The organism is Bacillus sp. B15-48 (assembly GCF_016879755.1).
Classification (GTDB): domain Bacteria; phylum Bacillota; class Bacilli; order Bacillales; family Cytobacillaceae; genus Mesobacillus_B.
Genome location: NZ_WOFU01000002.1, coordinates 624,388 through 645,410, shown reverse-complemented (window position 1 = coordinate 645,410; position 21,023 = coordinate 624,388). Strand labels below are relative to the sequence as shown.

Here is a 21,023-nt window from a genome sequence, read left to right as displayed (position 1 = left end):
TCTGCTTTGCGGACATTTTCTTTCATAAAAGGTCTTCCTGTCATCGTTGTGCACAATGGGGAAAAACTTGGTGAAGTCATTGACCTCTGTTTATCAGGTGAAGGAGAAGTGAAAGGACTGCTTGTAAAAAAGTCGAGTCTAATAAAGAAAAGGTGCTCACTCAATGTAGAAGATATTCTTACTGTTGATTCTAGCGGAGTATTGGTTGAGAGTTCAAAGGTGTTAAAGCCGCTTGCAGAACCGCCAGAATATACATTTGAACACCAAGATGCGCTTTCTGGAAAAATGATGTATTCAAATGACGGGGAAGAATTAGGGCTTTTGTTGGATGTATATTTTCTCGAAGATTTGGGCACGATTGTAGGGTACGAATTAACGGATGGCTTTTTTGCAGATATAACAGATGGAAAGCGCTTTATACATGCTGTTGATCCCCCTGCAATCATAAAAGATGCCATCATTGTTAACGTAATGAAAGATGTTAACGAGGTGAGCATAAATGATGACATGCCCGAACTGTCAAAGTAAAGATATCGGAAAAATAGGAATTAATCAATATTATTGCTGGAATTGCTTCATTGAGCTATCTCTTTCAAAAGGAATCATCCACACTCACCAAGTAGAAGAGGATGGCTCATTAAGTTCCCTTGATGACCTTTTCGATGAGGAAGAGCGTATGTTTGGAATATAATCTAAAATAAAGAGGTGATGCTTTATGAATAGAATGGTAACCTCAGCATTAGTGGTTGGAGCAGGAATGGCTGCGTTTAATTACATGCAAAGAAATAATATGATTGATAAACGTCAAATGAAGCGTATGCGTAAACGAATGACTAAAGTATTGTTTTAACAATTCTTTCCCCTGTTGACTAACAGGGGATTTTTTCGTCTTACTGTAATGGAGATGAATAATCTCTAGCCATCGTCTTAAAACTAGTGTAAAGGTGGTGCTAGAATTGGGTATTCAAGTAAAATGGTTTTACCGTCTAGGCTTTCTTCTCCTCATTTTTATTGTTCTTTTTGTTTTTATGAAATTGCAGTCTGTATGGCTTCCAGTTCTTGATGTTTTCATCACTTTATTTATTCCTTTTTTAATAAGTGCGTTCATTACTTATCTTTTACATCCCGTTGTTGAACACCTCCATAGTAGGGGAATTCATCGAGGAATTGCCGTTACAATTATATATAGTTTGTTTTTTGGTGGGGTTGGATTTGCGATTTATAAAGGTGTTCCAACATTTGTTCGCCAACTTCATGATCTTGCAGATAATACGCCCGTTTTTGCTGCTTATTATCAGGAATGGGTTGATAATATTCAGGACGAGACATCGCGCTGGCCTCCAGCCCTAAAAGAGCGCATTGATCTTACAATTTCGAGCGGTGAAATGTATCTTGAAGGAATTCTGTCTAGCCTCTTATCTAGTCTAAAAGGAATTCTTAATTCTGTAGTCATGATTGCAATTATTCCATTTATTGCTTTTTATATGTTAAAAGATATCGATACCATGAAAAAATCAGCATGGTATATGACTCCAAAAAGTTGGCGTGAACAAGGAAAACAGTTTTTAAAGGATGTTGATAAATCGTTAGGGAGCTATATTCGAGGACAGTTAATTGTTTGTCTTGTTATTGGAATATTGGCGACCTTCCTTTTGTTTTTAGCGGGGATGCCCTATTCACTTTTGCTCGGATTCATCGTTGGTATAACAAATGTTATTCCGTATTTTGGACCAATTATTGGAGCTGTCCCAGCTGTAATCATTGCGGCAACAATCTCAATGAAGATGGTTATCTTATGTTTAGTGATTGTTTTTTCCCTTCAATTTCTTGAAGGGAATGTTCTTTCGCCAATCATCGTTGGCAAAAGTCTCCATATGCATCCGTTAGTCATTATGTTTGCTCTAATTGCCGGTGGAGAAATTGGCGGCATTCTCGGCTTAATTATTGCGGTCCCGGTGTTAGTTGTTCTAAGAGCCGCGTTTCTTCATGCAAAGGAATATGTGATAAGAATGAAAACAAAGGCAATTCATTAAGATTTGACAAATAGTTTTTCGCTTTATATAATTCGCTATAGATGAAAATTGATAAAAATGTGGAAAGATCGAGTATGTTACAGTCCACTGAAAAGAGAAGAATTTCCTAGGCTGAAAGAAATTCTCGGTGAAGGGTAACAGAAGGCTAATCTGGAGTGCAGGTAAAACCTGCCGTATAGCTGCGTTAAGGCTATTTGAGAGATGAACTTCCTTTTTGGAATTCATAATCAGGGTGGTACCGCGAGTCAAGTCTCGTCCCTGTCCAGGGATGGGGCTTTTTTGTTTGCAAAAAAATGAATAAAAGGATAGTGGAGGTTACATATGAAACAGCTTACAGGTTCAGAAATTAGAAAAATGTTTTTAGATTTCTTTAAAGGGAAAAATCATGCAGTAGAGCCAAGTGCTCCGCTCGTACCCCATGATGACCCATCTTTATTATGGATTAACAGTGGGGTTGCAACATTAAAAAAATATTTTGATGGTCGCGTTGTTCCGGAAAATCCGCGCATTACCAATGCTCAAAAATCGATTCGTACAAATGATATTGAGAATGTTGGAAAAACAGCTCGGCATCATACGTTTTTTGAAATGCTTGGGAACTTTTCAATTGGCGATTATTTTAAAGAAGAGGCAATTGAATGGGCGTGGGAGTTTTTAACAGACGAGAAGTGGATTGGTTTTGAAAAAGACAAGCTTTCTGTTACAATCCATCCTGAGGATGAAGAAGCGTTTGAAATTTGGAACAAAAAAATTGGCATTCCAGAAGAAAGGATTATTCGTTTAGAAGGGAACTTTTGGGATATTGGTGAAGGTCCAAGTGGTCCGAATACGGAAATCTTCTATGATCGCGGTCCTGAATATGGAAACGATTTAAATGATCCAGAACTATATCCTGGTGGGGAAAATGATCGTTATCTTGAAGTGTGGAATCTTGTCTTCTCAGAATTTAACCATAATCCGGATGGTACTTATACAGCACTTCCTAAAAAGAACATCGATACGGGGATGGGCCTTGAACGAATGGCTTCAGTTATCCAAAATGTCCCGACTAATTTTGACACTGACCTATTTATGCCGATAATTAAAGCGACAGAAGAAATTTCTGGCGGAAAATATCGAGTAAAAGCAGATAAAGACACGGCTTTTAAAGTAATTGCTGACCATATACGAACAGTAGCGTTTGCTGTAGGAGATGGAGCGCTTCCTTCGAATGAAGGGCGCGGCTATGTACTCCGCCGTTTACTTCGCCGAGCTGTTCGTTATGCGAAGAAGTTAAATATTAACCGACCGTTCATGTATGAACTTGTTCCGGTCGTAGGGGAGATTATGCAAGACTTTTACCCGCAAGTAAAAGAAAAAGCGGACTTTATTGAAAAAGTAATCAAAAATGAGGAAGATCGTTTTCACGAAACTCTCAATGAAGGACTCGCTATTTTGTCCGAATTAATTAAGGGTGAAAAAGCAAAAGGTAGTGACACGATCCAAGGGACCGATGTTTTCCGATTATATGACACATATGGCTTTCCAGTTGAGTTAACAGAAGAATATGCTGCTGATGAAGGAATGAAAGTCGATCATGAAGGCTTTGAGGTAGAAATGGACTTACAGCGGGAACGCGCCCGTTCGGCTCGACAAGAGGTTGGCTCTATGCAGGTTCAAGGTGGGGTTCTCGGTGACATAAAAGAGGAGAGCGAATTTGTTGGTTACAATCAGCTTTCAGCTAAAGGAAAGGTTGTCGCTATTATTAAAGGTGGTCAGCTTGTAGAGGAAGTGTCAGCAGGTGCAGAGTTCCATCTTATTCTCGATAAGACTCCTTTTTATGCAGAAAGCGGTGGACAAATCGCTGATAAAGGTACACTTGAAGCAGATGGTGTTAGAGTAGTCGTTAAAGATGTTCAAAAGGCGCCAAACGGTCAGAACTTGCATCATGCAGTAGTTGAAATCGGCACGTTGAAAAAAGGGACAGCTGTTCTTACGAAAGTGAATAAAGAAAACCGTTCAAGGATTATTAAGAATCATACGGCTACACATTTACTTCATCAAGCCTTAAAGGACATTCTTGGAGGCCATGTTAATCAGGCTGGGTCCCTTGTTGAACCAGATCGTTTACGTTTTGACTTCTCTCACTTCGGACAAGTATCTGAAGCCGAGTTAGAGGATATTGAAGCAATTGTGAACGAGAAAATTTGGGCAAGTATTGCTGTCGAAACCGACTTTAAACCAATTGCTGAAGCGAAAGCGATGGGAGCGATGGCGTTATTCGGGGAAAAATATGGTGATATTGTGCGTGTTGTTCAAGTAGGTGATTATAGTCTAGAACTTTGTGGCGGTTGTCATGTACCGAACACCTCAGTGATTGGCTTGTTCAAAATTGTCTCTGAAAGTGGGATTGGTGCAGGAACTAGAAGAATAGAAGCTGTTACAGGTGAAGATGCTTATAAAGTGTTAAACGATCAAATTGCTATATTAAAAAGCGCTGCAATCAAGCTGAAAACAGCACCTAAAGATGTTGCTGCGCGCATTGACACTTTAATAGCCGATAATAAACAGCTCCATCGTGAAAATGAATCATTAGCAGCTAAATTAGGAAATATTGAAGCTGGGAGCCTTGCTTCAAAAGTGAAAGAAGTGAATGGAGTTCCTATTGTGTCTGCACGTGTCCAGGCTGCTGATATGAACAGTTTAAGGAATATGGCTGACGACTTAAAACAAAAACTGGGCTCAGCTGTCATTTTGCTAGGAAGTGTTGATGGTGAAAAAGTGAACTTAATTGCTGCTGTTACGAAAGATATGATTGACAAAGGATATCATGCAGGTAAGTTAGTAAAGGAAGCAGCTAGCATATGCGGCGGTGGTGGTGGTGGCCGACCTGATATGGCCCAGGCTGGCGGAAAAAACCCTGAAAAACTTGATCATGCTTTACAATTTGTCGAAAAATGGGTTAAATCCATTTGATATATATGTGAAGTAGTGTAAAATGTAGGTATCTCAAATAATAATTGTCAGTTAAAGAAATGTGAGGTGCATTCGATGAGTTCGTTCGACAAAACCATGAAATTTAACTTTCCTGAAGAGCCGTTTGAACATGATGTGAGTGACGTGCTTTTCGAGGTGTACGAAGCACTTCAAGAAAAAGGGTATAATCCGATTAATCAAATTGTTGGGTATTTACTATCAGGTGATCCGGCATATATCCCTCGTCATCGTGATGCCCGTAATCTCATACGAAAACTTGAGCGTGATGAAATTATTGAGGAACTGGTCAAGTCTTATTTAAAACGCTCAAAAGAGGATCGATAAATGCGTGTAATGGGTCTTGACGTTGGTACGAAAACGGTTGGCGTCGCTTTAAGTGATGAGCTGGGGTGGACGGCACAAGGATTTGAAACAGTTAAAATTAATGAAGATGAAAATGAGTTTGGTTTTGTTCGTTTAAGTGAGATCGTAAAAGAGCATAATGTTAGCAGAATCGTTGTAGGTCTTCCGAAAAATATGAATGGGACCATTGGACCGCGTGGGGAAGCTTGCCAAGTTTATGCAGAGGAATTGAAAAAGCTTTTCAGCCTTCCCGTTATTCTTTGGGATGAGCGGCTTTCAACTATTGCTGCCGAACGGGTTTTGCTTGAAGCAGATGTAAGTAGAAAAAAACGGAAGAAAGTGATTGACAAAATGGCAGCGGTCATGATACTACAAGGGTATTTAAATAGTATAACGAGGTGAAAACAATGGATCATGGTGAAAACAACATTACAGTAGTAGATGAAAACGGAAACGAACAATTATGTGAAGTATTGTTTACTTTCGATTCAGAAGAGTTTGGGAAGTCTTATGTACTTTACTATCCACTTGGATCAGAGGAAGATGATAATGAAGAAATAGAAATTCACGCTTCTTCTTTTACACCGACTGAAGATGGTCAAGATGGAGAATTAATGCCAATTGAATCAGATGAAGAGTGGGATATGATTGAGGAAATGTTAGAAACTTTCCTTGCGGAGCAAGAGGAAGAATAAAACGTAAGTTTAATTCAATTGATGGAAAAACCAGGAGAAATTTCCTGGTTTTTTTCAGTGTTAATTGCAATTTTTGTCTGATTTTATCATAATTTTTACGACGGCAAACAAGAAATATAGTATAATAATTCGAGATGTTACATTAGGATAAAATGACAACCCGGAGGGGAAAGGATGTCACAGGAGAAAAAGAAGAATAGAACACTCGATAAGAATGAAAAAAGGCAATTAATATATGAAAAACTGGTGGAGCAACAGAAAGAAGCGAAAGTTGTACGGAAAATCGTTTTCATTTCAGCCATTCTATTATTATTACTCATCGTTAGTATTGGTGGCGGCGGATATTTGTTTGTATCAAATGCTTTAAAACCAGTGGATGAAACAAATGATGAGAAAGTTGAGGTTGAAATCCCAATTGGTTCTTCGGCCTCAAGTATCGGACAAATTCTTGAGGAGCATGGAATTATTCGGGACGCACAAATATTTAAGTATTATGTTAAGTTCAAAAATGAAGCTGGTTTTATGGCTGGAAATTATCATATGCATCCATCAATGACAATTGATGAAGTAATCAGTTCTCTAAAAACAGGAACGGTCTTGGAAAATGCGGTCATGACAATGACGATTCCTGAAGGAAAACAGCTTGCTCAAATTGCTGAGATTATTGCAGAGAAAACAGAACGTAAACATGAAGATGTACTGGCAAAATTTAATGACCAACAGTTTCTAAATACTTTAATGGAAAGGTATCCGACAATACTAGATGAGGAAATCTTTAACGAAGATATTCGTTATCCATTAGAAGGATATTTGTTCCCGGCTACTTATCCTTTTTATACTGAACATCCATCAGTAGAGGAAATCGTCACGGCTATGTTAGATAAAACGACAGAGGTTATAGCTGAATATCTGCCATTAGCTGAGGAGCATGGAATGACCGTACACGAGCTTCTAACAATGGCCTCTCTAATTGAAGAAGAAGCAACGAAAAAAGTGGATCGAAAGAAAATATCTAGCGTGTTCTACAACCGAATGGAGACGGGAATGCCACTACAAACAGATCCGACCGTGTTGTATGCTCAAGGGGAACATAAAAGCAGAGTGTATTATAGTGATTTGAAATTCGAGTCACCGTACAACACTTATCTTCACAAAGGGTTGCCTCCAGGACCAATTGCGAATGCAGGAACGATGTCGATTGAAGCTGCCCTGAACCCTGAGGAAACGGATTTGTTTTACTTTTTAGCAACACCAGAAGGAAATGTTTTATTCTCGAAAACATATGATGAACATCGTCGCTTAGTTGCTGAGCATATTACAAACCAATAATTAACAATAAGGGGAAATGCTTTGAATTAGCATTTTTCTTTTTTTTATGATAAAATAGTCAAGTGTTTTTTTATTGAATTATTTACTTAGTGGAAAAATCGATAAACAGGAGTTTTTCCATACCTTACAGGCAAAAAAAGGGTTACTACACGTATAACGATAGCGTCCATTACAGTGATGATGTAGCTAAGCAGTTGATTTTTTTCTCATCACCCTGTTAACGCTATTTTTTCATGCCTTGACCGTATAAATGGGCAGAATGAAAATAGTAGAGGTGAATGCAGCATGTTAGTTGGACCGGTACATGAATATATTGATTCTCTGATTCCTGCCAGCACGGGCATCTTCGCTGAGATTGAAACATATGCAATGAAACATAATGTTCCAATAATGGAGCGAGAAGGGATTGAAGCGATGCTTCAATTGTTGAGAATAAAAAAACCTGAAAGAATTCTTGAAATAGGGACGGCAATTGGTTATTCTGCACTGAGAATTGCTCATGCTCTTCCGCAAGTGCGAATTGTTACGATTGAACGAGATGAAGACCGGTTAAACATGGCAAAAAATTATATAGAAAAAGCGGACAAGTCTGCACAAATTGTAACGATTTTAGGAGACGCGCTTGAAACTGAGAGTCAAATTAAACAATATGGGCTTTTTGATACTGTGTTTATTGATGCTGCCAAAGGTCAATATAGGCGTTTCTTTGAAATATACTCAAAAATGCTAGCACCAGGCGGAGTGATCGTTACAGATAATGTTCTTTACAAAGGACTTGTTGCTGAAACAGCAGTAGAAAATAAACGAACTCGAAATTTAGTAAAAAAAATAGATGATTTTAATAAGTGGCTTATGAACCATCCGGAATTTCATACAACGATTCTTCCGGTTGGTGATGGAGTAGCGATTAGTATGAAGAGGTGAAAACGATGAAAAAACCAGAAATATTATTAACACCGACAAATGTAGAGGATATTCTTCCGTTAATTGAGGCGGGAGCGGACGCTTTTATCGTTGGGGAACAAAAATTCGGTCTTCGTTTAGCGGGCGAATTCAACCGTGAAGAGGTAAAAAAAGCTGTTGATGTCGCCCATTCAAAAGGGAAAAAAGTTTATGTTGCGATGAATGCGATTTTTCACAATGATCGAGTCCAATTGCTGAATGACTACCTTGCCTTTTTACAAGAAATAAATGTTGATGCCGTTGTGTTTGGGGACCCTGCGGTACTAATGGCAGCAAAAGAGTCTGCACCAAATATGAAGTTGCATTGGAACACAGAAACAACAGCAACAAACTGGTATCACTGTAATTATTGGGGGAGAAAAGGGGCATCTCGTGCTATTCTTGCTCGTGAGATCAGTATGGAAGAGATTATTGAAATGAAAGAGAATGCCGAAGTTGAAATTGAAGTACAAGTTCATGGAATGACGTGTATGTTTCAGTCGAAACGCTCGCTGTTAGGGAACTATTTCTTATATCAAGGAAAAGCAATGGAAATCGAAAACCGCAAACAGCAAAAAAATATGATTCTTCATGATAAAGAGCGGAATAATAAATATCCAATCTTTGAAGATGAGAACGGAACACATATTATGAGTCCGAATGATATTTGTATCATTGATGAACTTCAGGAAATGATTGAAGCTGGAGTAGATTCTTTCAAAATTGATGGGATATTAAAGGATCGCGATTACTTAGTATCAGTTACGAAACTTTATCGTGAAGCGATCGATTTAGTTGTCGAGAACCTGGACGAATATGAGGACGTGAAGGATGACTTGCTTTCCAAGGTCGAACAGATTCAACCACCAAACCGACCAATTGATACAGGATTCTTCTTTAAAGAAACGGTGTATTAAATAATAGAAAAAGGAGGAAAATGTGATGACAGCAGTAAAGGATGAGGTCTCAAAAGTGATCAATGGAAAACGCGTCATTGTGAAAAAGCCAGAGTTATTAGCGCCCGCAGGAAACCTTGAGAAACTAAAAATTGCTGTACGATACGGTGCGGATGCGGTATTTATCGGTGGTCAAGAATATGGCCTTCGCTCAAATGCGGATAACTTCACGCTTGAAGAAATGAAAGAGGGCGTTGAATTCGCTAAGCAATATGGAGCGAAGATTTATGTTACTACGAATATTTTTGCCCATAATGAGAATATTGATGGCCTTGAAGACTATCTTCAGGGAATTCAAGCGGCTGGTGTTCATGGAATCATTGTGGCCGATCCGCTTATCATTGAAACATGCCGACGAGTAGCACCTCAAGTTGAGGTCCATTTAAGTACACAACAATCCCTGTCTAACTGGAAAGCGGTCCAGTTTTGGAAAGAAGAGGGTCTTGAAAGGGTTGTACTTGCACGAGAGACAAGTGCAGATGAAATAAAGGAAATGAAAGAAAAGGTTGATATTGAAATCGAAACTTTCATTCATGGCGCGATGTGTATTGCTTATTCAGGACGTTGTACATTAAGTAATCATATGACAGCTCGGGACTCTAATCGTGGCGGCTGTTGTCAATCATGCCGCTGGGACTATGACCTTTATCAACTAGATGGGGATAATGAGGTTCCACTTTATGAAGAGCAAGATGCACCATTTGTGATGAGTCCAAAAGATTTAAAATTAATTGAATCAATTCCGCGGATGATTGAGCTCGGGATTGACAGTCTTAAAATTGAAGGGCGAATGAAATCGATTCATTATATTGCAACAGTAGTCAGTGTATATCGTAAAGTCATCGATGCATATTGTGCGGACCCGGATAACTTCAAAATTAACGAACAATGGCTCGAAGAACTTGATAAGTGTGCGAATCGTGATACAGCGCCTGCTTTCTTTGAAGGAGTTCCAGGGTTTAAGGAGCAAATGTTTGGAAACCATAGCAAAAAAACAACTTTTGACTTTGTTGGTATGGTGTTAGAGTATGATGTCGATACAGAGGTCGTTACTCTTCAACAGCGTAATCATTTCAAGCCAGGGGATGAAGTGGAGTTCTTCGGACCTGAGATTGATAATTTCAATGTGACCATTGATAAGATTTGGGATGAAGATGGAAATGAGCTTGATGCCGCTCGTCATCCTCTGCAAATCGTTAAATTTAAGTTAAGCCAGCCTGTTTACCCATTCAACATGATGCGAAAGGAGAAATAATCAATGGAACGCAAACCAGTTGTAATTGGGGTCGCTGGCGGTTCTGGTTCTGGAAAAACAAGTGTAACAAAGGCCATTTATGAGAATTTTAAAGGGCATTCAATCATGGTTTTGGAGCAGGATTATTATTATAAAGACCAAAGTCATTTGCCATATGAAGAGCGGTTGAAGACAAATTATGATCATCCTCTAGCCTTCGATCATGATTTATTAATTGACCATTTAAAAAAGCTTTTGCAATATGAAGCTGTTGAAAAACCGGTGTATGATTATACCATTCATACAAGATCAAGTGTGACCGTCCATGTCGAGCCGAAGGATGTAATTATTCTCGAAGGAATCCTTGTCCTTGAGGATCAACGTCTCCGTAATCTTATGGACATGAAACTTTTTGTTGATACGGATGGAGATTTGCGAATCATTCGCCGATTAACCCGGGATATTAAAGAGCGCGGGCGTCCAATGGAATCAGTTGTTGAACAATATATAAATGTTGTGCGGCCAATGCATAATCAATTTATTGAGCCAACAAAACGTTATGCCGACATCATTATCCCTGAAGGCGGTCAGAATTATGTGGCAATTGATTTATTGGTCACAAAAATACAAACAATTCTTGAACAAAAATCATTTTTGTGACACAATAGCATAAATACAAGATAAGATAATATAGTTGTTAGCAGTGCGCGCCCTTTTTAAAAGGACGCGCTCCTGTATATTTTTTTAAAAAAAGCCCTACATACATGTGAATGATCATGGGGAATTGTGATTACTAGAAGGAGTGAAAGATAATGGCAGCAGAGAAAGTGTTTCCGATGACACTTGCCGGAAAGCAGAAATTAGAACAGGAATTAGAACAATTGAAAACGGTTAAACGAAAAGAAGTTGTTGAAAGAATTAAAATTGCTCGCAGTTTTGGGGACCTTTCCGAAAACTCCGAATATGACTCTGCAAAAGAAGAGCAAGCCTTTGTTGAAGGGCGAATTACAACACTTGAAAACATGATTCGCAATGCGAAAATTATTAAAGAAGATGAAACGAGTATCGACACGGTTACTTTAGGTAGAACGGTTAACTTTATTGAATTGCCTGACGGCGAAGAAGAATCTTATTCCATCGTTGGTAGTGCAGAAGCTGACCCGTTTGAAGGGAAAATTTCTAATGATTCACCAATCGCTAAAAGTTTATTAGGGCGAAAAGTTGGTGAAGAAGTAACTGTTCAAACCCCAGGTGGAGAAATGAATGTTCGTATTACAAGTGTGAAGTAAATAAAAAGTCTCAGTTTGAAAAATGCCATCCTCGTCAACACTTTTGACGAGGTGTTTTTTATGAAGGAGAAACGGCTGATAGGCTTGATTATTATTTGTTTTTTCGGAATCACTTTATTAGTTGGCAGGCTTGCACAAATCCAGCTAATATCAACTGGGTCTTTTTCAAAGCATGGTGTTAATCTGCTTGAAGCAAGTGTAAATCAAAGAGTCCAAGAAATGGTTATTGATAATGGCCGAGGGAATTTCCTTGACCGTTTAGGAGAGCCATTAGTATATAAAAAAATTCCAGTACTCATTCTTTTTCCTTTTTTAAAAGATTTAGATTGGCCAGTAGAAAAAATTGCAAATATTATTGATGTTTCTGAGCAGCAACTTAACGATGCCGTGCAACAGTCAAAAATGCCATTTGCATTTGGGCAACCTCGTCCGCTCGTGTTATCCGCTGAAGAGATGACAGCGATTAATCAGTTGAAAATACCTGGTGTGTTCGCTGTCGAAAGGAAGTACCCGCTAACAAATACTCATGCAGACCAATTAATTGGGATAACGGGTGAGAATCCTAGAATTCTTGCAGAGAGATATGGAAAAGATGAATATTCGCAACGCACATTAATTGGACTTTCAGGTTTAGAAAAAAGCTTTGATGAGTTATTAATCGGTGAAGGGAAATCCCGACTTGTTTTCCACGTCGATGGGATTGGTTCCCCATTGTTTGGGATTGACGTGAAACTTTCGGAACCAGCTAATCCCTTCTATCCAATTAATGTGAAAACAACAGTCGATAAAACACTCCAAGAGATTGCAGAGGAGCTCGTGGATAAACATCGAATAAAAGACGGTGGCCTTGTTTTATTAGATATAAAGTCAAATGATATTTTAGCAATGGTGTCAAGGCCGCATCTGAACAGGAATGATCCATTTGGTGGTTCGGGTATTGATAATAAAATGCTTAAGCAACAAATCCCAGGATCTATTTTTAAAACAGTTACAGCTGCGGCAGCAATTGATTATGAATTGCTTTCGGAATCACGGCGTTTTAATTGTAGTGAAACGATCAATGGAGAACCAGATATGAATTATCAACATGGGGTCCTGAACTTTACGGAAAGTTTTGCACGAAGCTGTAATCGGACATTTGCAGATCTTGCAAAGGAGTTACAGGCAATTGATAAAGAAATTCTTGAAAAATATGCACATAAGCTTTCTCTAACTGAAAAGGTAGGCTGGACCGGGACTGTGTTCCATACAGAAGGCTTTCAACAATTAGCAGACGAAGAGGCGGGAAGGGTTTTTGTAGATGATGTTACAAGGATGGATCAAAATTATGTAGCGCTTTCTGCAATTGGGCAGCATGAAGTGAGAGTAACGCCATTAGCTGTAGCAAATATGATGGCAACGATTGCAAGAGGCGGAGATAAGCGAATGGTTAGGGCAGTTGATACCGTCTTATATCAAAATGGGACGAAAGTGACGAGTTTTAAGCCAAAACAACTTGAAGGAGGGCGGATTTCACCGTATACTGCGCAAAAATTACAGAATCTATTACGGCAAGTTGTTATTCATGAAGAAGGTACTGGTCGATGGTTTCAAGATTTGCCTTACTCTATCGCCGGAAAATCGGGTACAGCCGAAACGGGGATTCACGAGGAGGGACGACAGAAGCATAATAAATGGTTTGCTGGATATTTTCCGTTTGAAAACCCAAAATATGCGCTTGTTGTTGTAAATTTGGGTGTTCCGATAGATGAAGGGGGAGTTAACCCTTTATTCGCAGAAATGGTTACAGCGATCTATAAAAACGAAATAGAGGATTAGTACAAACTAAAAACGATAAGTGACTAGTATTCGGGTTCATTGCATGATTAAAACACTTCCATGTTTGTAGAAAGTCATGTTAGAATGTTGGCATCCTAAATGTTAGGAGTGAAGGATGTTGAATAACGATTCAGATCGTTCTAGAGCAGAAAAATTGGCAAAAAGAAGAAAGACGAATTTAATTTTAAACGGGTTAATCGTCCTGGTACTTCTTCTAATTATTTTTGTGTCAGTAAATATTTTTTTTGGTGACGGCCAGAGTGAAGTGGTGGAGGAGAATACAGCAGCAGAACAAACAAATGACGATGGTAACAATCTTCCTGATAGCTCTGGCAATAAAGAAGTTGACGAAGTGGAAGATCAATCGACAGACATTGAAAAACGTGATGATGAAGACAATAATGATGTGGATCACAAAGATGAGGAGACTGAGCCGATTGTTACCGAAGGCGGCAGTAGTCCGGATGTAAAGAGAACGATTGTTGATCCTACTTGGAAGCCAGTTGGAACAACGCAATCGGGGGAACATACAGCTGTATACGATTCTTCCTCAGTTGATTGGCAGGAAATGTTAAAAGCTATTTCGTATGCAACTGGGATTGATGTGAACCAAATGACCGTATGGTTTTTAGGAAATAATGGGGGGCCGCAAAGCGCAGCAGGAACTGTATCGGAAAAAGGTGGTACTGTGAAGTTCCGTGTTGCAATTGAATGGGTTGATAACGAAGGCTGGATGCCTGTGAAGGTAGAAGAATTAAACAGTTAAAAGGTCACTCTTCAAGAAGGTTTAAACGCCCCTTGAGGCCCAACAAACAGGATTCAAGAAGTTTGCTAAAGAAAGGGTTTGTTATATAAATGAAAATAGCAATAATTGGTGCAATGGATGAAGAAGTAACATTATTAAGAGAAAAGATTGAAAACCCGTTACCGGAAACAATTGCAGGTTACGAATTTACATCTGGCCGTTTAGAAGGAGCAGAAGTGGTCCTTTTGCGTTCAGGTATTGGTAAAGTAAATGCCGCTATGTCGACGACCATTTTACTTGAAAGGTTTAATCCGGATTATGTCATAAATACAGGCTCTGCCGGAGGGGTAAATCCAATATTAAACGTAGGGGATGTTGTTATCTCGACTGAAGTACGGCACCATGATGTTGATGTTACAGCATTTGGCTATGAATATGGTCAAGTTCCGCAATTGCCAGCTGCATTTCTAGCAGAAGCTGAACTGGTTGCTATTGCAGAAGCGTGTGCAGCAGAACTTGATGCGATTCAGGTGGAAAAAGGATTAATCACTACTGGAGATTCTTTTATTAGTAAGCCGAATCAAGCTGATTTCATTAAATCTAAGTTTGCTAATGTACAAGCAGTTGAAATGGAAGCTGCGGCTATTGCACAAGTGGCATTCCAGTATAAAATACCATTTGTTATCATCCGTTCGTTATCGGATATTGCTGGGAAAGAATCAGATGTTTCGTTCGAACAATTTCTTAATAAAGCTGCCGTTCATTCAGCAAGTCTTGTTATGAAGATAACAGCTGCTCTGCAATCAAAACAAAGTTAATTTATAACCCCATCATCTGCGATGATGGGGTTTTTTACACAATTTACATGCTCAATCACCTTCACATATATGATAAATTTATAGAGTAGCAGGTAAACGATTTGTGGAGAAAGATAGAGAATGTAGAGGTGAATATAACATTGAAGGTAAAGGAATTATTTGAGAAGATGGTTGATTATCGCCTTTACGGAATTGTATTATTGGCTGTAAGTGTATTTTTTTATTTATCGCTAATCATCCCTACCGTATTACCCGAATTGGTAGAAAAATATATCGCTGCTGGTGCCTCATTTGGGCTATTATTGTGTTCAATCTTTTTTCTAAGCCTTTCGAAAAGATGCAGAACGAAGTTAAACGAAACTGACGAAGGTCAAGAATATATGATCAACCGAAAACGTCCATAATTGGGCGTTTTTTTATACAGATTAAAACTAAATGTTAACAAAAAGTTCATAATTTTTTGCTATTTCTATTGTGTGAATATGATAAATTTGAAGCGAAAAAATGATTTGATAAAGGGGTGGAATGATGTTCTCAATCGTTATCGGACTCGTCATCTGTGCTTCTATTGGAAGCATTATCGTCGCTGAAGTGAGTGTTGAATAAGCGATGTTGTAGAAAGAGAAATATAGAAATGCATTGACAATCTGTCAGTGCTTTTTTACGTTTAGGAAATAATTTACATGAAAAGATTTTGTTGGGACATACACGAACCCGGTAGTTTCTTCATAGAAATTTAATATAGGCAAAAGCCTAAATATACGGGGGGTGGAAAAGTGTCTGGAATACTTGTAGCACTTGGATATTTAGTAAAGGAAGTTATTTTTCTTGTTTCATATGTTAAGAATAATGCGTTTCCACAACCGTTATCTCAAGCAGAGGAACGAAAGTACTTAAGATTAATGGCCGAAGGGGATGCGCATGCACGAAATATGTTAATTGAACATAACTTGAGGCTTGTCGCTCATATCGTTAAGAAATTTGAGAATACGGGTGAAGATTCAGAGGATTTAATCTCAATTGGAACAATTGGGTTAATCAAAGCGATTGAAAGTTATTCTGAAGGGAAAGGGACTAAGCTTGCAACTTATGCTGCACGTTGTATCGAAAACGAAATTCTCATGCATTTACGGGCATTGAAAAAAACGAAAAAAGATGTTTCACTCCATGACCCGATCGGGCAGGATAAAGAAGGAAATGAGATTTCGCTAATCGATGTATTAAAATCGGAATCTGAAGATGTGATTGATACGATTCAGTTAAATATGGAACTTGAGAAAGTAAAGGAATATATTGATGTCCTCGATGAACGCGAAAAAGAAGTAATAGTAGGACGTTTTGGCCTTGACCTTAAGAAAGAGAAAACACAAAGAGAAATTGCGAAAGAATTAGGGATATCGCGGAGTTATGTTTCTCGCATCGAAAAAAGGGCGCTAATGAAAATGTTTCATGAATTTTATCGTGCAGAAAAGGAGAAAAAGAAAAAAATGAAATAACGGAGGGGATTATTACGGAGTTGGTCATTTTACCGATGACCAGCTTTTTTTGCTATTAAACAGGAATATTTTAGTTTCCCTGAATTCAAATAAAATTCCTTGTATAATAATAGTACGAGAGCTAAGCATAGTGTTATAATATCACTCATGGAATTATTATTACATCTATATGATATTGACCATGTTCTTAAAGAGTTTTTATTCGGAGGTTATATCTTTGATTCAAACGCTGTATCGGTTAATGATTGAATTGACAAACAGAAAGTGGTCCTCTAACCTGTTAAGGAGATTTACACAATCTCGTTTAAGCAAAAGGGTGATTCCTGCGTTTGCTAGGACTTACCAAATAAATCAAGATGAAATGGAAAAAGCATTGCATGCATTTACTAGCTTGCATGAGTTTTTTACGCGAAAGCTGAAGCCTGGGGTCAGAACAATTGCTGACGAGACAGAAGCAATCGTGAGTCCGGTCGATGCAATTATTGAAGATATTGGTCTGATTGAACCAGATCATATGATTAAAGTGAAAGGGAAGACCTATTCCATTGCAGAAATGCTTGGAAGCGAGGAAACGGCCGAACACTATAAACATGGAACGTATATGATTTTATATTTGAGTCCGAGTCATTATCATCGCATTCATAGTCCGATTTCAGGGACTGTCATCAATCAGTGGACACTAGGGGACCGTTCTTATCCAGTGAATCGCCTCGGACTTAAATATGGAAAAGAGACATTGGCAAAAAACTTTCGAACGATTACGGAGATTAAATACGATACTGTCCGGATTGCGCTCGTGAAGGTAGGGGCGATGTTCGTTAACTCGATTGAAACAGTACATGAAAGAGAAGAACTTATTAAAGGCGAGGAAATTGCTTATTTTACATTTGGGTCGACTGTTGTTTTGCTTTTTGAGGAAAATCGTATCCGATTGCGCAAGGACATACAGTTGCCTCATTCCGTTCAAATGGGAGAGAAAATTGGAGAATTGAAATGATTCATTTCTCCCTCATCCTAAATGAACGTAGGTTGATACAAAAAAACGCCCGGCTGGACGTTTAAGAAGAAACACGAATTTTTTGAGTTAATGACCTGCGCTTAATCTCTGTTTCAATTAAGCGAATAAATTCTTTGCTTAAGTTTAATTCTTTCGCTTTGAAATAAGATTCGATTAACAATTCATCCGAAAGCTTTCGCATGTAGTGTCATTCACCCCCGAAAATGAATGTATTATTATGAACCGATGTACATATACTAGTAAGTTATTCAATTTGTACCCTAACTCTAACAGATTTAATCATGTAGAACAACCGTTCTAAATATCCACAATAACGGTGGATAACCTGTGATTAAGTTGTTTATAAAGGAGAAAATGACAAGCTGTACAATGGGGATAATGTGAATAAAGTTATCCACAAATGAGAACTGAGTTGAAAATTGTCGAAAAGTTTCTTATTCCTTCACGTTATATTTTGAAACAACGGAAAAAATTAGTTATGATGTTAACATTATCTAAGTAAATAATGAGGTGTCATTCATTGCTCAAGCATTTTTTACCAGATCAGCATGTAAAAAGTATATTTGAAATCACGCCAGAAAGCTTAAAAGCAAAAGGCATTAAAGGGATTATCACGGATTTAGATAATACGCTAGTGGAGTGGGATCGTCCTTCCGCAACCCCTAAGCTTATTAAGTGGTTTGAAGAAATGAAGAACCATAATATTCTCGTCACAATCGTTTCAAATAATAATGAAGCAAGGGTGAAATTTTTTGCCGACCCACTTGTTACTCCATATATTTACCGTGCTAAAAAACCGATGACAAAGGCTTTTAATAAAGCGGTAAGAGACATGGGTTTAAAGAAAGAAGAAACGGTTGTAATTGGTGACCAACTTCTGACAGATGTTTTTGGTGGAAATCGTGGTGGGTTTCATACAATTTTAGTTGTACCAGTCACGAAGACAGATGGATTAGCGACTAGGTTTAATCGGGCGATTGAAAGAAGGTTATTGAATTTTTTCAGAAAACAAGGCAAATTGAAGTGGGAGGATTAGCAATTGAATGATCAACAAATAGTGTGTACAGGCTGTGGCGTAAAAATACAAACAGAAGAGCGAGATAAACTAGGGTATGCGCCCCCAGCTTCTTTAGAGAAAGAAGTTGTTGTCTGTCAACGCTGCTTTCGTTTAAAACATTATAATGAAGTTCAGGATGTAAGTTTAACAGATGATGATTTCCTGAAAATATTAAACGGAATTGGACAAAAAGATGCGTTGATTGTCAAAATTGTTGATATTTTCGATTTTAATGGAAGTTGGTTGCCGGGTATTCAAAGGTTTGCGGGAAAGAATCCTGTTCTGCTTATTGGAAACAAAATGGATTTAGTTCCTAAAGCGGTTAAACAAAAAAAATTAATTGACTGGATGAAAAGCGAAGCGAAAAATTTAGGGTTAAGTCCAAAGGATGTTTTTCTAGTAAGTGCCGTGAAAGGTGGAAATATAAAAGAAGTAGCGGCAGCAATCGACTCCTATCGCGATGGACGGGATGTGTACGTAGTTGGCTGTACAAATGTAGGGAAATCCACTTTTATTAATCGGATTATTAAGGAGGTTACCGGTGAGGAAGATATAATCACAACTTCCCACTTTCCTGGAACAACATTAGATGTAATTGAAATCCCACTGGAAGATGGCAAGGCATTAATTGATACTCCAGGAATTATTAATCACCATCAAATGGCCCATTTTGTAGATAAACGCGATTTAAAAGTGATTACCCCGAAAAAAGAAATAAAGCCTAAGATTTACCAATTAAATGAAGCTCAAACTTTGTTCTTCGGAGGCTTAGCGCGTTTCGATTATTTAACTGGTGGTAGGAAATCATTTACATGTTACTTACCAAATGAACTGAATATTCATCGAACAAAGTTAGAAAATGCTGATTCGCTTTATGAAAAACATGTTGGTGATTTGTTAACTCCGCCAAGAGAAGAAGAAATCGACACATTTCCGGAACTTGTTAGGCATGAGTTTACGATTAAAGAACCAAAAACCGACGTTGTTTTTTCAGGTCTTGGTTGGGTAACGGTAAATGATGTCGGGGTTAAAGTTGCCGCTCATGTGCCGAAGGGTGTTCAGGTAATACTGAGAAAATCATTAATATAGAGAAAAAAACACTTGGGTTTGTCTGTAGGGGAGAGGATAAAATTGAAAAAGCTTTTTGGAGTAATAGGTGACCCGATTGCTCATTCAATGTCACCTATCATGCATAACGATCTTTTTGGTTATTATGATATTGATGCGAGTTATTTGCCTTTTCATGTTCACCCAACGAATTTAGAAGAAGCGATCAAAGGTTTTAAAGCAATTGGTGCAGGTGGTTTTAACGTCACAGTTCCCCACAAAACGGCTATAATTCCACACCTTGATGTGATTGATCCGTTAGCGAGTGCAATTGGAGCTGTTAATACGGTTGTGAACGAGGAAGGTCTGTTAACTGGATACAATACAGATGGAAGAGGGTTTGTTCGTGCCTTTACCGATCGATGTATTTCACTAACTGGGAAAAATGTATTAATTATCGGTGCAGGTGGTGCGGCTAAAGCTATTTATTTTTCAATGGCTGAAGCAGGGGTAAAGAACATAGACATTTGCAATCGAACGCTCGTAAAAGCAGAGGAATTAGTAGAAGCGTGCCCATATTCTGTTCAATCGAATCTTTTTGAGGTGGAAAAAGCGCAAAAGCGGATTGAAGAGTATGATCTGGTCATTCAAACAACGTCAATCGGCATGGCTCCACAATTCGAGGAAACACCGCTTGTATTTACGAATTTAAAGAACGATTGTATCGTTACTGACATTATTTATAATCCATTGAAAACAAGGTTTTTACGCAATGCTGAGGCTATGGGGGCAAGCATTTTTAATGGGTTAGATATGTTTGTTTATCAGGGGGCATTGGCTTTTGAAATGTGGACTGGAGTTTTTCCAGGTACAGAAAGAATGAAGGATATGGTTTTGAATCAACTAGGAGGTTCTACATGTTAACAGGAAAACAAAAACGATTTTTAAGAGCGAAAGCACACCACCTCAATCCTATATTCCAAGTTGGCAAGGTTGGCGTGAATGAGAATATGATTAAGCAAATTAAAGATGCGCTAGAAGCCCGCGAATTGCTCAAGGTTAGTGTTTTGCAAAACTGTGAAGACGATCGAGATACAGTCGCTCAACAGCTTTCAGGAGGAGCAAGAGCTGAATTAGTACAAGTAATTGGAAGTACAATTGTGTTATATAAGGAATCTCGCGAAAATAAGCAAATTGAACTCCCCCGGTAATCGGGAAGGAGGAATCG

At 38.4% G+C, this 21,023-nt stretch carries 25 protein-coding genes and 1 other annotated feature; of the genes, 24 read left to right on the top strand and 1 reads right to left on the bottom strand.

Going from position 1 to position 21,023, the window contains the following annotated elements; genetic code table 11:
• Positions 1-6 precede the first annotated feature (6 nt).
• From GNT69_RS08805 to GNT69_RS08710, 20 genes are all read left to right on the top strand, one after another.
• A complete protein-coding gene (locus tag GNT69_RS08805) occupies positions 7-528 on the top strand; it encodes a PRC-barrel domain-containing protein (RefSeq protein ID WP_203554576.1) in 522 nt (173 codons plus the stop codon).
• Positions 500-691 (top strand): hypothetical protein, encoded by a 192-nt coding sequence (locus GNT69_RS08800; RefSeq protein ID WP_203554575.1) that lies wholly within the window; start codon positions 500-502, stop codon positions 689-691. The genes GNT69_RS08805 and GNT69_RS08800 overlap by 29 nt, the downstream gene beginning before the upstream one ends.
• A 24-nt stretch (positions 692-715) precedes the next feature.
• Positions 716-850 (top strand): YrzQ family protein, encoded by a 135-nt coding sequence (locus GNT69_RS08795; RefSeq protein WP_203554574.1) that lies wholly within the window; start codon positions 716-718, stop codon positions 848-850.
• A gap of 106 nt (positions 851-956) precedes the next feature.
• On the top strand, positions 957-2,033 hold the full coding sequence (locus GNT69_RS08790) for an AI-2E family transporter (RefSeq protein WP_203554573.1): 1,077 nt from the start codon (positions 957-959) through the stop codon (positions 2,031-2,033).
• A 51-nt stretch (positions 2,034-2,084) separates the two neighbouring features.
• Positions 2,085-2,296 (top strand) — a binding site (T-box leader).
• Between the two features lie 58 nt (positions 2,297-2,354).
• Positions 2,355-4,988 (top strand): alanine--tRNA ligase, encoded by a 2,634-nt coding sequence (gene alaS / locus GNT69_RS08785; protein ID WP_203554572.1) that lies wholly within the window; start codon positions 2,355-2,357, stop codon positions 4,986-4,988.
• Positions 4,989-5,063: 75 nt separating this feature from the next.
• The gene (locus tag GNT69_RS08780; protein WP_203554571.1) at positions 5,064-5,333 is read left to right on the top strand and encodes an IreB family regulatory phosphoprotein; all 270 of its coding nucleotides are present in this window, start codon (positions 5,064-5,066) and stop codon (positions 5,331-5,333) included.
• On the top strand, positions 5,334-5,753 hold the full coding sequence (gene ruvX, locus GNT69_RS08775; protein WP_203554570.1) for a Holliday junction resolvase RuvX: 420 nt from the start codon (positions 5,334-5,336) through the stop codon (positions 5,751-5,753).
• A 5-nt stretch (positions 5,754-5,758) separates the two neighbouring features.
• Positions 5,759-6,046, top strand: coding sequence for a DUF1292 domain-containing protein (locus GNT69_RS08770; protein ID WP_203554569.1), 288 nt, complete (start codon positions 5,759-5,761; stop codon positions 6,044-6,046).
• A 174-nt stretch (positions 6,047-6,220) separates the two neighbouring features.
• Complete coding sequence (mltG, locus tag GNT69_RS08765; protein WP_203554568.1) at positions 6,221-7,375, top strand: endolytic transglycosylase MltG; 1,155 nt, start codon at positions 6,221-6,223, stop codon at positions 7,373-7,375.
• A 285-nt stretch (positions 7,376-7,660) separates the two neighbouring features.
• Positions 7,661-8,299, top strand: a complete 639-nt coding sequence (locus tag GNT69_RS08760; protein WP_203554567.1) for an O-methyltransferase — start codon at positions 7,661-7,663, stop codon at positions 8,297-8,299.
• 5 nt (positions 8,300-8,304) lie between these two features.
• Positions 8,305-9,234, top strand: a complete 930-nt coding sequence (locus GNT69_RS08755; protein WP_203554566.1) for a peptidase U32 family protein — start codon at positions 8,305-8,307, stop codon at positions 9,232-9,234.
• 25 nt (positions 9,235-9,259) lie between these two features.
• Positions 9,260-10,528 carry a peptidase U32 family protein gene (locus tag GNT69_RS08750; RefSeq protein WP_203554565.1) on the top strand — a complete coding sequence of 423 codons (1,269 nt, stop codon included), beginning with the start codon at positions 9,260-9,262 and terminating at the stop codon, positions 10,526-10,528.
• Positions 10,529-10,531: 3 nt separating this feature from the next.
• Positions 10,532-11,167 (top strand): uridine kinase, encoded by a 636-nt coding sequence (gene udk / locus GNT69_RS08745; protein ID WP_203554564.1) that lies wholly within the window; start codon positions 10,532-10,534, stop codon positions 11,165-11,167.
• Positions 11,168-11,319: 152 nt separating this feature from the next.
• On the top strand, positions 11,320-11,796 hold the full coding sequence (greA, locus tag GNT69_RS08740) for a transcription elongation factor GreA (RefSeq protein WP_203554563.1): 477 nt from the start codon (positions 11,320-11,322) through the stop codon (positions 11,794-11,796).
• A gap of 60 nt (positions 11,797-11,856) precedes the next feature.
• Positions 11,857-13,614: a peptidoglycan D,D-transpeptidase FtsI family protein gene (locus GNT69_RS08735; RefSeq protein WP_203554562.1), complete on the top strand. Its 1,758-nt coding sequence runs from the start codon at positions 11,857-11,859 to the stop codon at positions 13,612-13,614.
• A gap of 115 nt (positions 13,615-13,729) precedes the next feature.
• Positions 13,730-14,380 (top strand): YrrS family protein, encoded by a 651-nt coding sequence (locus GNT69_RS08730; protein WP_203554561.1) that lies wholly within the window; start codon positions 13,730-13,732, stop codon positions 14,378-14,380.
• 89 nt (positions 14,381-14,469) lie between these two features.
• On the top strand, positions 14,470-15,177 hold the full coding sequence (mtnN, locus tag GNT69_RS08725) for a 5'-methylthioadenosine/S-adenosylhomocysteine nucleosidase (RefSeq protein WP_203554560.1): 708 nt from the start codon (positions 14,470-14,472) through the stop codon (positions 15,175-15,177).
• A 101-nt stretch (positions 15,178-15,278) separates the two neighbouring features.
• On the top strand, positions 15,279-15,581 hold the full coding sequence (locus GNT69_RS08720; protein WP_239094106.1) for a YrhC family protein: 303 nt from the start codon (positions 15,279-15,281) through the stop codon (positions 15,579-15,581).
• 372 nt (positions 15,582-15,953) lie between these two features.
• Entirely contained in the window at positions 15,954-16,673 is a 720-nt protein-coding gene (sigK, locus tag GNT69_RS08715) for an RNA polymerase sporulation sigma factor SigK (protein WP_203554559.1), read from the top strand.
• A 217-nt stretch (positions 16,674-16,890) separates the two neighbouring features.
• Positions 16,891-17,670, top strand: a complete 780-nt coding sequence (locus GNT69_RS08710; RefSeq protein WP_203554558.1) for a phosphatidylserine decarboxylase — start codon at positions 16,891-16,893, stop codon at positions 17,668-17,670.
• A 61-nt stretch (positions 17,671-17,731) separates the two neighbouring features.
• Here the strand turns inward: GNT69_RS08710 and sda are convergent, their stop codons facing one another.
• Positions 17,732-17,872: a sporulation histidine kinase inhibitor Sda gene (sda, locus tag GNT69_RS08705; protein ID WP_203554557.1), complete on the bottom strand. Its 141-nt coding sequence runs from the start codon at positions 17,870-17,872 to the stop codon at positions 17,732-17,734.
• Between the two features lie 324 nt (positions 17,873-18,196).
• Here sda and GNT69_RS08700 point away from each other — a divergent pair, with 324 nt between their 5' ends.
• The 4 genes from GNT69_RS08700 to yhbY are packed head-to-tail and all read left to right on the top strand — an operon-like array spanning position 18,197 to position 21,006.
• Positions 18,197-18,727 carry a YqeG family HAD IIIA-type phosphatase gene (locus GNT69_RS08700; RefSeq protein ID WP_239094105.1) on the top strand — a complete coding sequence of 177 codons (531 nt, stop codon included), beginning with the start codon at positions 18,197-18,199 and terminating at the stop codon, positions 18,725-18,727.
• Between the two features lie 3 nt (positions 18,728-18,730).
• On the top strand, positions 18,731-19,837 hold the full coding sequence (gene yqeH / locus GNT69_RS08695; RefSeq protein ID WP_203554555.1) for a ribosome biogenesis GTPase YqeH: 1,107 nt from the start codon (positions 18,731-18,733) through the stop codon (positions 19,835-19,837).
• A 42-nt stretch (positions 19,838-19,879) separates the two neighbouring features.
• On the top strand, positions 19,880-20,719 hold the full coding sequence (locus GNT69_RS08690) for a shikimate dehydrogenase (RefSeq protein ID WP_203554554.1): 840 nt from the start codon (positions 19,880-19,882) through the stop codon (positions 20,717-20,719).
• Entirely contained in the window at positions 20,713-21,006 is a 294-nt protein-coding gene (gene yhbY, locus GNT69_RS08685) for a ribosome assembly RNA-binding protein YhbY (protein WP_203554553.1), read from the top strand. The genes GNT69_RS08690 and yhbY overlap by 7 nt, the downstream gene beginning before the upstream one ends.
• The last annotated feature ends 17 nt before the right edge of the window (positions 21,007-21,023 follow it).